The sequence below is a fragment of the Paracoccus sp. 08 genome (assembly GCF_024105395.1).
GTDB classification, from domain to species: Bacteria; Pseudomonadota; Alphaproteobacteria; order Rhodobacterales; family Rhodobacteraceae; genus Paracoccus; species Paracoccus marcusii.
Genome location: NZ_WEKR01000020.1, coordinates 46,592 through 60,601, shown reverse-complemented (window position 1 = coordinate 60,601; position 14,010 = coordinate 46,592). Strand labels below are relative to the sequence as shown.

The 14,010-nt window shown below is 56.3% G+C and carries 11 protein-coding genes and 1 pseudogene; 7 read left to right on the top strand and 5 right to left on the bottom strand.

The annotated features are described in order from the left end of the window. A partial coding sequence (locus GBO37_RS09105) for a transposase (protein WP_252926829.1) occupies positions 1 to 226 on the top strand: 226 nt, incomplete at its 5' end. A 317-nt stretch (positions 227 to 543) separates the two neighbouring features. On the opposite strand, the gene GBO37_RS09100 is transcribed toward GBO37_RS09105, so the two are convergent. Then, positions 544 to 1,404 carry an SDR family oxidoreductase gene (locus tag GBO37_RS09100; protein ID WP_252928524.1) on the bottom strand — a complete coding sequence of 287 codons (861 nt, stop codon included), beginning with the start codon at positions 1,402 to 1,404 and terminating at the stop codon, positions 544 to 546. 679 nt (positions 1,405 to 2,083) lie between these two features. Then, entirely contained in the window at positions 2,084 to 3,034 is a 951-nt protein-coding gene (locus GBO37_RS09095; RefSeq protein ID WP_252928523.1) for a GlxA family transcriptional regulator, read from the bottom strand. 99 nt (positions 3,035 to 3,133) lie between these two features. Here GBO37_RS09095 and GBO37_RS09090 point away from each other — a divergent pair, with 99 nt between their 5' ends. The 3 genes from GBO37_RS09090 to GBO37_RS09080 all read left to right on the top strand — a co-directional run bounded on the left by GBO37_RS09090 (position 3,134) and on the right by GBO37_RS09080 (position 6,501). After that, positions 3,134 to 4,057: a 3-keto-5-aminohexanoate cleavage protein gene (locus tag GBO37_RS09090; protein ID WP_252928522.1), complete on the top strand. Its 924-nt coding sequence runs from the start codon at positions 3,134 to 3,136 to the stop codon at positions 4,055 to 4,057. Continuing rightward, positions 4,054 to 5,472, top strand: coding sequence for a carnitine 3-dehydrogenase (locus GBO37_RS09085; protein WP_252928521.1), 1,419 nt, complete (start codon positions 4,054 to 4,056; stop codon positions 5,470 to 5,472). The genes GBO37_RS09090 and GBO37_RS09085 overlap by 4 nt, the downstream gene beginning before the upstream one ends. A gap of 75 nt (positions 5,473 to 5,547) precedes the next feature. Beyond that, positions 5,548 to 6,501 (top strand): GlxA family transcriptional regulator, encoded by a 954-nt coding sequence (locus GBO37_RS09080; protein WP_252928532.1) that lies wholly within the window; start codon positions 5,548 to 5,550, stop codon positions 6,499 to 6,501. On the opposite strand, the gene choX is transcribed toward GBO37_RS09080, so the two are convergent. After that, positions 6,502 to 7,407 carry a choline ABC transporter substrate-binding protein gene (gene choX, locus GBO37_RS09075; RefSeq protein ID WP_252928520.1) on the bottom strand — a complete coding sequence of 302 codons (906 nt, stop codon included), beginning with the start codon at positions 7,405 to 7,407 and terminating at the stop codon, positions 6,502 to 6,504. It lies immediately after the preceding gene. A 333-nt stretch (positions 7,408 to 7,740) separates the two neighbouring features. On the opposite strand from choX, the gene GBO37_RS09070 reads away from it, so the two are divergent. The 3 genes and pseudogenes from GBO37_RS09070 to GBO37_RS09060 form a co-directional block, all read left to right on the top strand. Further along, positions 7,741 to 8,760 carry a purine nucleoside permease gene (locus tag GBO37_RS09070; RefSeq protein WP_252928519.1) on the top strand — a complete coding sequence of 340 codons (1,020 nt, stop codon included), beginning with the start codon at positions 7,741 to 7,743 and terminating at the stop codon, positions 8,758 to 8,760. A gap of 606 nt (positions 8,761 to 9,366) precedes the next feature. Next, positions 9,367 to 10,596 carry a glycosyltransferase gene (locus tag GBO37_RS09065; RefSeq protein ID WP_252928517.1) on the top strand — a complete coding sequence of 410 codons (1,230 nt, stop codon included), beginning with the start codon at positions 9,367 to 9,369 and terminating at the stop codon, positions 10,594 to 10,596. 356 nt (positions 10,597 to 10,952) lie between these two features. Further along, positions 10,953 to 11,380, top strand: a pseudogene (locus GBO37_RS09060) (transposase); the annotation flags it as partial. Positions 11,381 to 12,127: 747 nt separating this feature from the next. Here GBO37_RS09060 and GBO37_RS09055 read toward each other — a convergent pair. Both GBO37_RS09055 and GBO37_RS09050 read right to left on the bottom strand, forming a co-directional pair. Next, positions 12,128 to 12,535, bottom strand: a complete 408-nt coding sequence (locus GBO37_RS09055) for a D-Ala-D-Ala carboxypeptidase family metallohydrolase (protein WP_252928516.1) — start codon at positions 12,533 to 12,535, stop codon at positions 12,128 to 12,130. A gap of 179 nt (positions 12,536 to 12,714) precedes the next feature. Then, entirely contained in the window at positions 12,715 to 13,089 is a 375-nt protein-coding gene (locus tag GBO37_RS09050) for a hypothetical protein (RefSeq protein WP_252928514.1), read from the bottom strand. Positions 13,090 to 14,010: the final 921 nt, after the last annotated feature.

Here is a 14,010-nt window from a genome sequence, read left to right as displayed (position 1 = left end):
TCGTGAAGCATTGCAGGACAAGGGCATCACGCCATGCATTCCTGGCCGGAAATCCCGAGGCAAGCCCGTCACATACGATAAACGCCGCTACCAGCGGCGCAATCGTATCGAGATCATGTCCGGCAGGCTCAAGGACGGGCGCCGCGTCGCGACCCGCTACGACAGGTGCCCGAAGGGCTTTCTGTCCGCCATCGCTCTCGCCGCAACTGTCATCTCCTGGCTTTGAAAATTAACGAGACTGGAGCCTAGGTTATTTTTCATGTCTCACGAACCGTAATGCATCTTGTCGCCCAAGAGTTTAAAAAAATTCTTAATTTAATTGGCCTTCTATGACAAGAAACTATAAGGCCATCGTCGCCGTTTCCTCCATTTATTCTTAAATAAAATTTAATAAACGTCTTATGCCCGATTTTCACATTCTCCACTTACGTAAGCGAAACCGTGATAAAATCCGTCGCCCCTAACCGTAAATTTTTCGTCTACGCAATGTTCGCATTGCATGTAGGCTGAAATGAAGCAGAGAAACCATTGCAAGTTCATAATTTACCCGCCACTAATGTTTTCAGTGGCATAACTATGCGTGTGCGCCAATTTCGCGTCTAAGATGCGAGGACGACGCGCGGCCTTTAGCAACAGAGCATCTAGTATCCGGCGACGCAACGATCGGGATTGAAGCACTTCCACATTGTGCAAAAATGTAGCGCCGTGTAAATCGACACTTTCATCAAGGGCTAGCGCTGCACCCCATCCTGCAACTATTTCCGGGCGAAGTCCCGTTGGACATCCCGAGCGCGTCGCCATAATTCCCGGTATCCATTCAGTGACAATTATGCTCGGCATACGTATACGCAATTCGATTGCTAATGCATTAGAAAAGACTCGCATCCCAGCTTTTGAAACTGTGTAACCCATGCTGCCAGGTAAAGGACTATCCCCTGCAAAGCTAGATACATTGATAATTCGGCCTCTCCCGCACTCAACCATTCCAGGCAGAAAGGCCGCAGTTACATTTATCGGCCCACAACAATTAATCATAACATGGTCAATGATATCTTCAGACTTGGCTCTAAGGAAATCCCGGCGGCAATATATTGCAGCATTATTTATAATTATTGAAACAGGCCCAAGCTCGGCAAACGTCTGCGCAGCTAGTTCACGCATCGCTGCAGGTTGACTTACATCGCTACAATAGGCTGTGAAGCGCCCCGGAACGCACAATTTTTTCGTTTGTTCTAGATCAGCTACATTGCGTCCTACACCTGCAATAAGTAAGCCCCTTTGTGATAGCTCTACTGACAAAGCACGTCCAAGGCCTAGTCCAGCACCAGTAACTAGCACGACGCGGCTATTATGAGTGGTTGTAGCACAACTGAATTCTTGCATAATTGGTTTAACCTCACCCATCGTTACATTATTATAAAAATAAACTAAAATACTTCTTGTATTTTACAATTTAATATCTAATTTTCTATAAAACCGACGCGTTTTTTAACAAAAATTTCCCGGTAAACGTATGAAATCATATTTATAATAGTTTATTGTGAAATTTTTCAATTTAATCCAGTGCTTATTTTATTGATAAAATGTATAAAAATGCGAAAAAATTTACATTTGTCAATGTAAATAATATTAGCCAAAAATATTTAACCAACCTATTTTTATTGGGGCTACCTTTTGCTCCCTACTTCACGCACACCTTTCCGAGCAAACCGAACATAGATGGAACTGACATAACATCAATTGTACCAAAGCTCACTTTCAGATTCTCCATAATAAATACTTTAAAAAAACCCTGACGGGGACTAATGATTGGATTCGGCATCTGAACATGACGGAGGGATTGGCCCTGATATCAAACTCTTTTTGGTTGCAAAGTTGATCGGGTGATTATCTGATAGCTACTTAGTCACCCCGGCGGGGACACACTACTCCCTTGGCGGTCGTCACTGCGCCTCGTGCGGAACGTGCAGAGACCACTTTGAAGGAAAGGTATTAGATTACTTGGCGCTGTGATACAAGCCGGGTTGTTCTTCCAACCTGGGGGTTCCTAACCATAACTCAGGCTAGTCCGTATCTGACGGTACTATTTTAAGTCACAACTGGAATTGCCGGTGCAGCTGTAACGAGCCCGGCCGATCGGATGGCCGTAGACCCCGCGGAAAGACTTGCTTAACGCCGCAGCGTCGCAATATCCGCAACGTAGCGCAATGTCGTTCAGACTAAGCGTCGTACCACTTACCAGATCCTGGGCCCGAGCGAGCCTGAGCATCCTGAAAAATGCGCCCGGAGACATGCCTGTATCGACACGAAACAGACGGTCCAGCTTGCTTACCGACATTCCCCCCTTCCTTGCCAAAGAGGACAAAGAGGGCGGGTTGTCCACCGTTTCGACCATAAGGTCGATGACCTTGCGCAGGCGCATTGATCCGGCGCGCGCCACACGCAACAAGTCGTCGGGCACATCGGCGCGCGGGGACTGATGGTCGTGCATGAACATCGACGATGCGACGAACGCCTCGGCCTTACCGAACCGCTGTGTGATCAACGCCAGCATCAATGCGAAGGCATCGGAAGCACCACCGCAGGTCCATACCCGCCCGGTTGTTACGTGGCCCATGGGCATGACCTGAACTTGGGGAAATGCCTCGGCAAACTCGGGAAGTAAAGACCAGTGAAGGGTCGCCGCCTGACCGTCGAGCAGCCCTGCCGACGCCAAGATCCAGGGCCCGGTATCCGCACCGATGATCTGCAGGCTGCGGCGTGTCAGATCGCTAATCTGTCGTCGCGTTGAACCTTCGGCGTGGGCGCGGTGGCCATAGCCGGCCACTACGATCAGCACGTCAATGGTACCCGAACACGGCGGGTCAGGCGTGACCAGCAACCCGCTGGAGGATCGCACTGGCGTGTCGCCTGCTGTCTGGATCTGCCAGCCGAGATCCGCCTGTCCCCGATCGCGGACAGCGCGCAGAGGTTCCAGCAAGCACGAAAGCACCATGTTGGAAAAACCGTCAAACAGAAGAAAGCTGACACGCATGGCAAATGATGACGTTTCCGGACAATACAGTGACAGAATAGGACATGCCGCGTGCCTGTGAAAGCCATAGCCTTGGCGTCGACGGAACAGGAGCCTGCAATGCCGCTTGCCATGACCAAGGACGTTTTCATCACCTGCGCGGTGACCGGATCGGGAGCGACCCAGGATCGCTCGCCCCATGTGCCACGCAGCCCACGCCAGATCGCGGACAGCGCCATCGCTGCGGCCAGAGCGGGTGCGGCGATCGTCCATTGTCACGTGCGCGACCCGGACACCGGCGCACCCTCGCGTCGTCTGGATCTCTACCGCGAAGTCACCGACCGCATCCGCGACGCGGACGTTGATGTTGTCCTGAACCTGACGGCGGGCATGGGCGGGGATATCGTCTTCGGCCCGACTGAGGCCCCGTTTCCCGTCAACGCGCAGGCCACCGACATGATCGGCGCGACCGAGCGGATGGCCCATATCGCCGAATGCCTGCCCGAGATCTGCACCCTCGATTGCGGCACGATGAACTTTGCCGAGGCCGATTACGTCATGACGAACACGCCCGGCATGCTGCGGGCGATGGGGGCGATGATGACCGCCCTGGGCGTCAAGCCCGAGATCGAAGCGTTTGATACAGGTCACCTGTGGTTCGCCAAGCAGCTGGTCGCGGAAGGCACGCTGACCGGCCCGGCGCTGGTGCAGCTGTGCATGGGCGTGCCGTGGGGCGCGCCCAATGACCTGAACACCTTTCTGGCGATGATAAACGCGGTGCCGTCGGACTGGTGCTGGTCGGCGTTCAGCCTCGGGCGCGACCAAATGCCATATGTCGCAGCCGCTGTGCTGGCGGGCGGCAACATCCGCGTGGGGCTGGAGGACAACCTGTGGCTTGGCAAGGGACAACTTGCCACGAACGCCCAACTGGTTGAGCGCGCGGTCACGATCACTGAAAGCATGGGCGCCCGGATCATCGGCCCGCAGGCTGTGCGGGAAAGACTGGGGCTGGTCAAGCGCGCGCCTGCCGGGGTGGCGGCATGAAGGCCGCGATTGTCGGCGGTGGCGTCATCGGTGGTGGGTGGGCTGCGCGGTTTCTGCTGAACGGCTGGGACGTCGCAGTAGCGGACCCCGACCCGCAGGCGGAACGCAAGATCACCGCGGTGCTGGACAACGCCCGGCGGGCGCTTCCCGCGCTTTATGACCGCGCCTTGCCCCCCGAAGGACGTCTGACATTCCATGCCGATCTGGTTACGGCGGTCGCCGGCGCGGACTGGGTGCAGGAAAGCGTTCCCGAGGTCTTGGAGGTCAAGCACCGCATCCTGCCGATGATCGCGGAGGCGGCTGGCCCGAATGCGATCATCGGGTCCTCCACCTCGGGCTTCAAGCCGTCCGAACTGAACGCGGTGGGCACCGGGGCCATCGTCGCCCATCCGTTCAACCCGGTCTATTTGCTGCCGCTGGTCGAATTGGTCGGTGATGCAGACACCTGCGCTCGGGCAGCGGACATCCTGCGCGGTATCGGCATGTATCCCCTGACCGTCCGCCAAGAGATCGACGCCCATATCGCCGACCGCCTGCTGGAGGCCGTCTGGCGCGAGGCACTGTGGCTGGTCAAGGACGGCATCGCCACCACCGCTGAGATCGACGAGGCGATCCGTATGGGCTTTGGCATCCGCTGGGCGCAGATGGGCCTGTTCGAGACTTATCGCATTGCGGGTGGGGAGGCAGGGATGGCGCATTTCATGGCCCAGTTCGGCCCTGCCCTGTCCTGGCCCTGGACCAAGCTGATGGACGTGCCGGAATTCAACGATGATCTGGTCGATCTGATCGCCACGCAGTCCGACGCGCAATCGGGCCACCTGTCGATCCGTGAACTGGAACGCCTGCGCGACGACAACGTAGTCTCCATGATCCGCGCCCTGCGCCGCACCGGCAGCGGCGCGGGGGGCGTCGTCACGGCGCACGAAGCCGCCTTGCCCGATGCAGGGGAGCGGGACGGCCTGCCCGTCACCGTCACGCGGCAGGTTCCCTCCAGCTGGACCGATTACAACGGCCACATGAACGAGACCCATTACCTGGAGACGTCATCTCTGGCGACCGACCGCTTCATGCAGATGATCGGGGCCGATGCGGATTACATCGCGTCCGGCCGCAGCTATTTCACGGTCGAAAGCCATGTCTGCCACCTGAACGAGGTGCACGCGGGCGATCGCCTGACGGTCACCACGCAGGTTTTGGCGGGCGCTGGCAAGCGGTTGCACCTGTTCAACCGGATTTGGCGTGACGACGTCCTGGCCGCCACGGTTGAGACGATGCTGCTGCACACCGATCTGTCCACGCGGCGCACCTCGGACCCGGATTCGGCGGTGACGGCACGCCTGTCGGACTGGGTCTCCCGCCATGCCGCGATGCCTGCCCCCAGAGGAGCAGGCAGGTACGTCGGTCAGCGGCCTTGATACCGACACAGGACAGGATGGTCCGGAAGTAGGCCTTGGATGGTGTTCCAGCGAAGCGACCATCCCTTGACGGCGATGATCCTGATCCTGCCAGACGCCTCGCTGATGAGCCTGGCGGCGACGCTTGACCCGATGCGCGCGGCCAACCGCGTCTCGGGGCAGCAGCCCTATCGCTGGCGGATCGTGTCAGTCGACGGCGCACCCGTCCGCACAAGCTGTGGGCTGACCCTGCAGGTCGATGGTCCTCTAGCCACGCAGGGCGATTGCGACCTGATGATCGTGGTCGCCGCCTTCAACGTGGCACATCACGCGACGCCCGCCCTGTTGGCGACCCTGCGTCAGGCCGCGCGGCGCGCCCGAATGGTCGGCGGCATAGAGGCCGGCAGCTGGGTCCTAGCAATGGCCGGACTGCTGGATCAGCGCAATGCCACGACGCATTGGGAGGATCTGGAGGATTTCGCTGCCCGATTTCCGCAGATCCGGGTGATCCCGGACCGATGGGTGGTGGACGGGCCGGTCTTTACCACAGGAGGCGCCGCCCCGGCGCTGGATTTCATGCTGGCCCTGATCCGGGCGCGGCAAGGGACCAGTTCGGCGCTGAACGTGGCCAGCGTCTATGTCTATGACGAGGTGCACCTGCCGACCGACGCCCAGCCGCTTGTCTCGCTTGGCCGCAACAGCCACCTTGACCGGCGGCTGGCCCGCGTCGTCGCCATCATGGAACAGCATCTGGACAACCCGCTGTCGATCCGTGAGATCGCCGGCCGCACTCGATGTTCGACCCGCACGCTGGAAGGGCTGTTCCGCAATCTCGTTCAGACCTCGCCTGCCGCCTATTATCTGGCGCTGCGCCTGCAATCGGCGCGCAGGCTGGTCGCGGACACCGACCTGCCCATGGCCGACATCGCCGTGCGTACGGGGTTTTCGTCTATTGCATCGCTGTCACGTGCCTTCAGACGGCGGTTCGGGCAGCCGCCGACGGCTGCCCGGCGCGGATCAAAGATCCAGAGCAGTCGTCACGGCGGCTAGTCAAGGCTGACCGTCGACGGTCGTGACACCTTCCAGCCAGCCATCCAGCACCGCGCCGTTTTCCGTCAGCCAGCGCGTGGCCGCGTCGCGCGGCTCCAGTCCCTCGTCGAGGATATAGGACATCATGATATCCTCGGCCTCGACAGTGAAGGCCAGGTTGGCCAACAGCGCGCCCAGGTTGGGACATTCGGCAGACAGACCCTTTCGAGTGTTGGTCGACACCGTCGCCTCGCCATCGTTGGGTCCGAACATGTCGTCGCCGTTGGTCAGGTATTCCAGGTCATAACGTACGTTCATCGGGTGGGGCCGCCAGCCAAAGAACAGGATCGCATCCTCGGATCCGATGGCGCGCTGCACCTGCGCCAACATGCCCTGCTCGCTGGATTCGACAAGCTCGAATTCGCCCAGGCCAAAGCTGTCATCCTCGATCATCTTCAGGATCGTGGTATTGGCGCTGCTGCCCGCCTCGATGCCATAGATCTGACCGCCAAGCTGGTCCTGGAACGCCGCGATGTCGGCATAAGTCTTCAGCCCCGCATCATAGGTGGCCTTGGGAACGGCAAACCCGATCAGAGCGCCTTCAAGATTGGGTCGGATCACCTCGATGTCGCCGGCATCGACCAAGGGTTTTTGTTGCGGCTCCTGCAAAGGCATCCAGTTCCCCAGGAAGATATCCGTGTCGCCCTGTTTCAGCGATTCAAACGTCACCGCGACCGACAGGATCTGAATTTCCGGTGTGTATCCCAACGCTTCCAGGACGATTGCTGCAGCGCTGGTCGTCGCAGTGATGTCCGTCCAGCCGACATCGGAAAAGCTGGGTGCCAAGCATGCTTCAGGCTCGGCCGCATGGGCCGTCGACAGCGTCGCGACCGAGACGAGCGTTGCAAGAATGACCGTGTTTTTCATGATGTGGTTCCTCCTGTGGTGGCTGACTTCGTGAGAAGTGCCTGTTGGCTATCGTGAGACAGTAGCGCATTCGGCTTGAACGACTTATCACTGAGCGAACCATATTTGCCCAAACGCGAAGAACTAGCTCTGTCGACACTTAATTGGTGAGGGACGAGTGACGATGTTTCGGGGGGTTAGGTTTTGTAGCCGTCAAAGCCGCCCGAGATTTGCACAAACTGCAAAGAAAATGGCCATCGGTGTGACGTCGACGGGTTGAGGGATGCGCTGGTTCTGGCTTGTCCGACCGGACAGGGCTAGGCCCATCGAGATATCTGGACCAGGAGATGCGCCATGACGCCGACCACCCTCACCTGCAGCGCTGCTATCGTGGCGGCGCTGTCTGCTGTCCCCACACTTGCCGCTGCAGAGACATTCGCCCCGAAAGTCCTGGTCATGGCCATGTTCGAGGCGGAAGCAGCCCCGTGGTTGAAGAACCTGGACCTACCCAACACGATCACCGTTCCCGGCCTGCCCAAGGATCATGACGCGCTGTCCTGCAACGCGGATCTGTGCGTCATGACCACAACGATGGGCTATGCCAACGCAGCCAGCTCAGCCATGGCGGTCGGGTTCTCGGATCTGCTCGATTTGTCGCAGACCTATGTGTTGATCGCGGGCATTGCCGGCGTGGACCCGGAGAACGGCACGCTTGGCTCAGCGGCGTGGGCGGATCACGTTGTGGATGCGGGGTTGGTCCATCGCATCGACAGCCGCGATGCACCTTCCGACTGGACCAGCCAGATCGTCGAGTTGGGCGCCAAGGTGCCTGGCGACAAGCCGGGCTGGACAGCGGGGAGCGAGGTTTTCACGCTGAATCCGGCTCTGGTTTCTGCTGCAATGGATGCAACGCGCGACGTCGAACTGGCAGACAGTGACGATGCGGCGGCCTATCGGGCGAATTACACTCAGAATGCCGCAAAGGGGGCGCCGCAGGTGATGGTTTGCGCCTCTGTCTCGGCCGACACCTACTGGCATGGCGATACCATTGCGCAAGAGGTCGCCGACCACACCGCCCTGCTGACAGACGGGGCTGCCGATTACTGCATGAGCCAGATGGAGGACAACGCCACTCTGACCGCACTCAAGCGTGCAGCTGAAGCGGGCCGGCTGGACATGGACCGCGTGGCGATCCTGCGGACAGCCTCGAACTTTGACCGCGCGTATGACGGGCAGGACACTGCCGCATCGTTGTCGGCAACCTCAGGGGGCTTCGGACCCGCTACCGAGAACGCGTTTCGGGTCGGAAACGCGTTCGCAGCGCTTGTCATTAAAGACTGGGACCGCTTCGAAGAAGGCGTGACCGTGGAATGAGAAGGGATGGCGACGGTTAAATGGAAATGAACCCGTCGCCACTCGCTGTACCGTGCAGCAATAGCATCCATCTGTGAGGCGCCGTGCGGCAGCGACCCGTTCGGTCAGGCACTTCGATCCTATCCGGCAGTGGGAAATTTATAACTACATGTATGCCTCGGACAGAACCATGGTTTGCGGCTTTTTTGGCCTAGTCTTGAGATCCTCGACAGCCTGGCGCTTGCGCTACTTCGCCACTGTCTTCGGATTGAAGCCGAGTTTTCGGCTTAGCCCTAAGAGCGACGCTTGCGATCGTTGTATGGCAGTTCTCACGGCGTGCGTGACCGTGGCGCCTCCATGGCGCACCTGACCCATAATTCCTCCTTCCACTCCTGAGAAAGGATCGCACCAACAAACCGTGGGATCAAAACCCCACAGGACTTTGTAGCAAGAAGCACCACAGCCACAAAATATCAAGGTATGTCATCTAAAAAAGGTTGCTCATCAGTCAGTCTGACTGCAAAGGTTGAATGACGATGCAAGCCCATATTTAATAGCTTCTGAACCTTAATGCCCTAGCGTGAAAGGTTTCCGCATGTATTCGGGTAAGTACTGGAGGGATCTTAAATGATGAAGAAAAACGATACGCTTTTAATATATGCCCCGGTTCCACTTTATCGTGATAACAACGGCGAGCTTTTGATCGAGCAGCAAGCAGTAAACGGTCTCCGCCTATGGGCTAAGAACTTTACCAGTGTAATCGTCATGATGCCATTAAGTTGCGATCCCCCCCCGAAAGGCTGGATCCAAATGTCAGCTGTAGAAGGCGAGCTAGACCGAGTTCGCATTGAGCCACTTCCAATGTCCTACAGACCTGATCAGTTCATCAAAACATTTTCTAGTACTAAACGCCGTATTGCAGAACTCATTATAGAAGCACAATTCCTCAGCTTTGCTATTGGAGGCCTATTTGGTGACTGGGGCGCAGTCGCATGTCATGTGGCGCATCGTATGAAGCGACCTTATGCAGTATGGACAGACCGGGTAGAGTCTGAGGTTACACGCCAAGCTGCCACCGTCGGGCCTTTCAAAAAACGTTTGAAAGCACGTTTAACGTATAAGCCAATGGCCCTATTGGAACGCCTAGTCATCCGGCGTTCTTCATTAGGCCTATTCCATGGACGTGAAACTTACGAGACTTATGCTCCATATATGCGCGGACCAAAAGAAGTAGTTCATGATATACATCTGGCGGCTACCGATCATATTGACATGACGAGTTTAATAAATAAAGCAAAGCAAGTAGCGGATGGCCAGTTGCGTCTGCTATATGTAGGCAGAGCCGATCCCATGAAGGGGCCATTTGACTGGATCGACGTTCTTCAAAGCCTTTCCAAACAAGGTATAAGATTTCACGCTCGATGGCTCGGTGATGGATCTGAACGAGATGAAATGTTAGTTCGAATCACACAAGCTGGTTTGCAGTCTTGCGTCGAGGTGCCAGGGTTTATTAATGATCGCCAGTTAATATTGGAAGAGATGCGCGCTGCCCACATTTTTATGTTTTGTCATTTGTCCCCTGAATCTCCGAGGTGTCTCATTGAGGCGTTAGCTTCGGGCTGTCCAATAGTTGGATATGATAGCGCCTATCCGCGTGATCTTATATCAAAAAATTCCGGCGGAATTCTTGTATGTCGTGGAGATACCGCCGGCCTCGCAAAGGCGATAAAGAAACTAAATGATAACCGAGAGAAATTATCTAACCTGTTTATAGCAGCCGCATTAGATGGCAAGCCATTTACTGATGAGGCAGTTTTTAAACATAGAAGTGAAGTCATTAAATTTAATCTACTATAAGTAATCATGTTTGTATTTAAAAAGAAATTTTAAAGAGTATAATTATAAATAGAAAAATCCATTTTCTTCGCTTGGGATGCATACTAAAGTGGGTCGAGGCTGACCCTGTCAGGGAGTTCAAGTGTTTTTTAGATGTGAAACCGATTAATGGCTATCTGATAACAAAAATTCCTTAAAAACCGACGAAGATCTTTCCATCAGTACAAGCATGTTTTTATTCTATCAATTATCAGTATAATTAATATTTATTTTAATAGTTTATTATTTAAAATAAATATATATTTAATGATATTCAGGTCGTGTCGACAAAGGGGATTAACGGCAAAAAATGGATGCAATTTAAGCTGATATCTTCGATGGTGACCTGCTTGGCACGAGACCTCATGTCAGACGGGGAATGGGCATTTTTTGAGCGTTTTATGCAAACAGCTTGCGCCAAACGGACGCAAACCTACAACCAGCGCCTTGTGCTTGATGGGTTTTCTAGATCGCTCGCACAGGCTCTCCCTGGCGCGATCTGCCGGACGAGTTCGCCAAGTGGTCCAGTGGCTACCCTCAGTTCAGGCGTTACATTCTGGTGGGTCTCGGGGAGTAGATTATGAACGTCCTGAACGAAAGCGGCGCAGTCCCACACGCCCTGCTCATGATCGACAGCACTGCTGTTCGCGCCCATCATCAGGCAGCGGGCGCCAGAGGGGGACTTAACGACAGGGTTTTGGCCATTCGCGCGGTGGCTTCATGACGAGGATCCACCTGCTCGTTAATGCAAGGGCTGCCTATGAAGTGTGTCGCGCGGCGAGTAATCGGCCATTGCGTCCCACGCCGCGAGCATGGCGCTTAGGTGCCCGGCAGCTAGAGAGTACCGGTCGCCCTTCCACTCCTCGCACCAGATGATGTAGAGGGCCCGGTTCTCCGGGAATATTGGCTCGTGGATACGGTGGCGGGACATGGCTGACTCCTTTCGGTCGATTGGAACGAAAGAAGAACTCAGTGCAAGACTTTCTGGTTCAGCGCGACGACCGTGCAGATACCCCCGGCACCTTGTTCAACGCATTGGTTAGGGCATAGGCCTCTACAACTGCCTCGACGGCCTGCTTCTTGTTCTAGACCGCTCTGGTGTTTCCGAGCATGCGCTCGATGATAGCTCACAGCAGACCTGCCACGGTAATGGCCGCAAAGACCGCCTCTGCCGTGACATCGATCGGCACAGGGAACGGCAGTCCGAACACCAGCGCCGCAGCCGCAACGAAGCATACACACATGAGACGATAAAGAAGCGGTTGGTGAAAGCTAGCGACCAGCGCTTGCACGGACCGGCCATGTGGTTCGCCTGCTCGATCAGCGCTGACAGGTCGCGGAGGGTCCTGAAGAGTATCAGCAGGTTCATAGTCATTTCAGTCCAAAATATGCCAGCGCAGCAGTAGCCAATGCAGCCAGGATGTAGAGCGCGCCCTTGGCAGCGCCGGAGGTGGCGGGGGACAATGGAGACGGCACAGACTTAACCGGAACGCTATTCACGACGAGCGGGCCTTTACCGGTTCGGACGCAGGGCCTGATTCAGTCTTTGGGAAGGGATTGCCCCACATCTGCGTCCCGTGTCGATGTGAATAATGCCCTGCTCTGGATAGGTCTCTATGCCGGTGAAGCCTGCCTTGCGCGCAGTCGCGATGAAGGCGTGACGATCGTGATTGCCAAGAACCACGTCGAAGGCCTTGCCTTGCAAGTAAAGGCTGCCCGTGGCGCCGCCCACCGCGTGGTTATGCGCGTGCGATCTGTAGGCGCTGGTAATGACCATCGGCCGGGCCAGGTCATTCCTGAGAGTTTGCAGCATATCCATCGACAAAGGATCGATCAGCAGCTCGCTTTCACGCTTCGACGCCATCTCACGCGAAGAGAAGTGAGGCTGGAGTGCAAGACTGTCATTGCAGGTTCCAGCCATGAAAAAGCCCCGCACGGTGGCGGGGCAGGGTTGAATTCGCGCAGCAGCGGACTAAGGTCGCCTCATCCGCTTTGGATTTTGTCGTTCCAGAGCGGCTAGGCGGCGCCGGTTGTATTAGGCTTTTTCGTGCTGCCGCACCTATTTACCAAAGTTGCGGCCGCTTTTTTCTGACGACCTGTTCAGCTTTCGCGATCCTCACGCTGACTGGTGATCTGTCGCAGTAGATCATTCGTCTCGCGCTGCGCGGCCTTTAACTCATCCATCGACCGCGCCAGGGGCTCTTGACGCTCGCTTTTACGGACGTCCGAGATCTCCAGCTGCTGAATCGATCGACGATGCGTGACTAGGTCGGCCCGGATGTCGGTCAGCTGCTCTTCGTGTTGCAGCCGCAGTTCCTGTGTGCCTTGGTCACCCTGCAGCTCAATGCGCTTCAGCTGGCGCTGACCCTCCCGCAGCCCCGCCTGCAGGGTCGCATAAGAGACGGCCATGGCGATAAGCGTCACGCCAATCGACCAGACGTTCTCCCAGGTGATGCCACCTTCAATCCTCGCCATTTGCCATCCTTTTAGTATCGGCTAAGCCGGATTAGAGAAGGCCCGAATGCCGGACGTAAAAAGCCCTGGCTCGGCGGGTTAGGAATTATAAACAAATCAGCGCCGACAGCCGGGTAAATCGTGCTAGCGTCATGACGGTGCGATGTGCAAATTCTAACGCCAGGTATGTCCGATAGCCGGGGTTATCCCTCACTCAGCCTAAGTTAGGCGGGTGTATCGGCGCCTTGCGGAGGCCCCCCGGCAACCCCTTTAGGGGGCAGTTTTTCCGCCGATAACATATGCCAATTTCGACAGGCGCGCGGACCCGAAAATGGCGCTACATTGGCCTTCGGTCGGGCAGTGGTTCTAAAAGGGGTGGCTGCCTGACCGACCAGACATTTGAGCAAAATGTACGGAACGGTTTTGCAATGTCGTAAGTCGTGCAGAAATATTCGTAACTAGTGCCAGGATAGCCAAGCAGCGTCTCGCCAGAAGGCGAGCCCCTTGTTCCTCGTATCGGGGGCAGCATGATGAGCTAATCATTCCCGTACTATCATGTAGCCGTACCCGTGCCTCGAGATAATTGAGGACGTTCCTTCCAGTTTTCTACGCACCTTAGGGATACATGCCCTTACAACAGCCAGAGTGTTGCGATCCTCGTTCCGCGTCTGTGAGAAGCCCAGGAATGCAACGAGGCAAGATGGGCACACTGTCTGCCCTATGCTGCGATAGAGCATTCCGGAAATCAACGCTTTGGTTGGCGTCAGGCACAGCTAATCCGCAAGCTCCAGCGTCTCACCCTACTGGCAAGTCACTTGGTTGGCCCACAGAGCAAGGCACTGACGTGTTTCCTGGCGGCGAAGGCTGTGCGGGAGGTCCGATAGGGGATCGGTGCACTGGATCACGACATCCACGGACTGCGCTATGCCACGACCGCAGAGC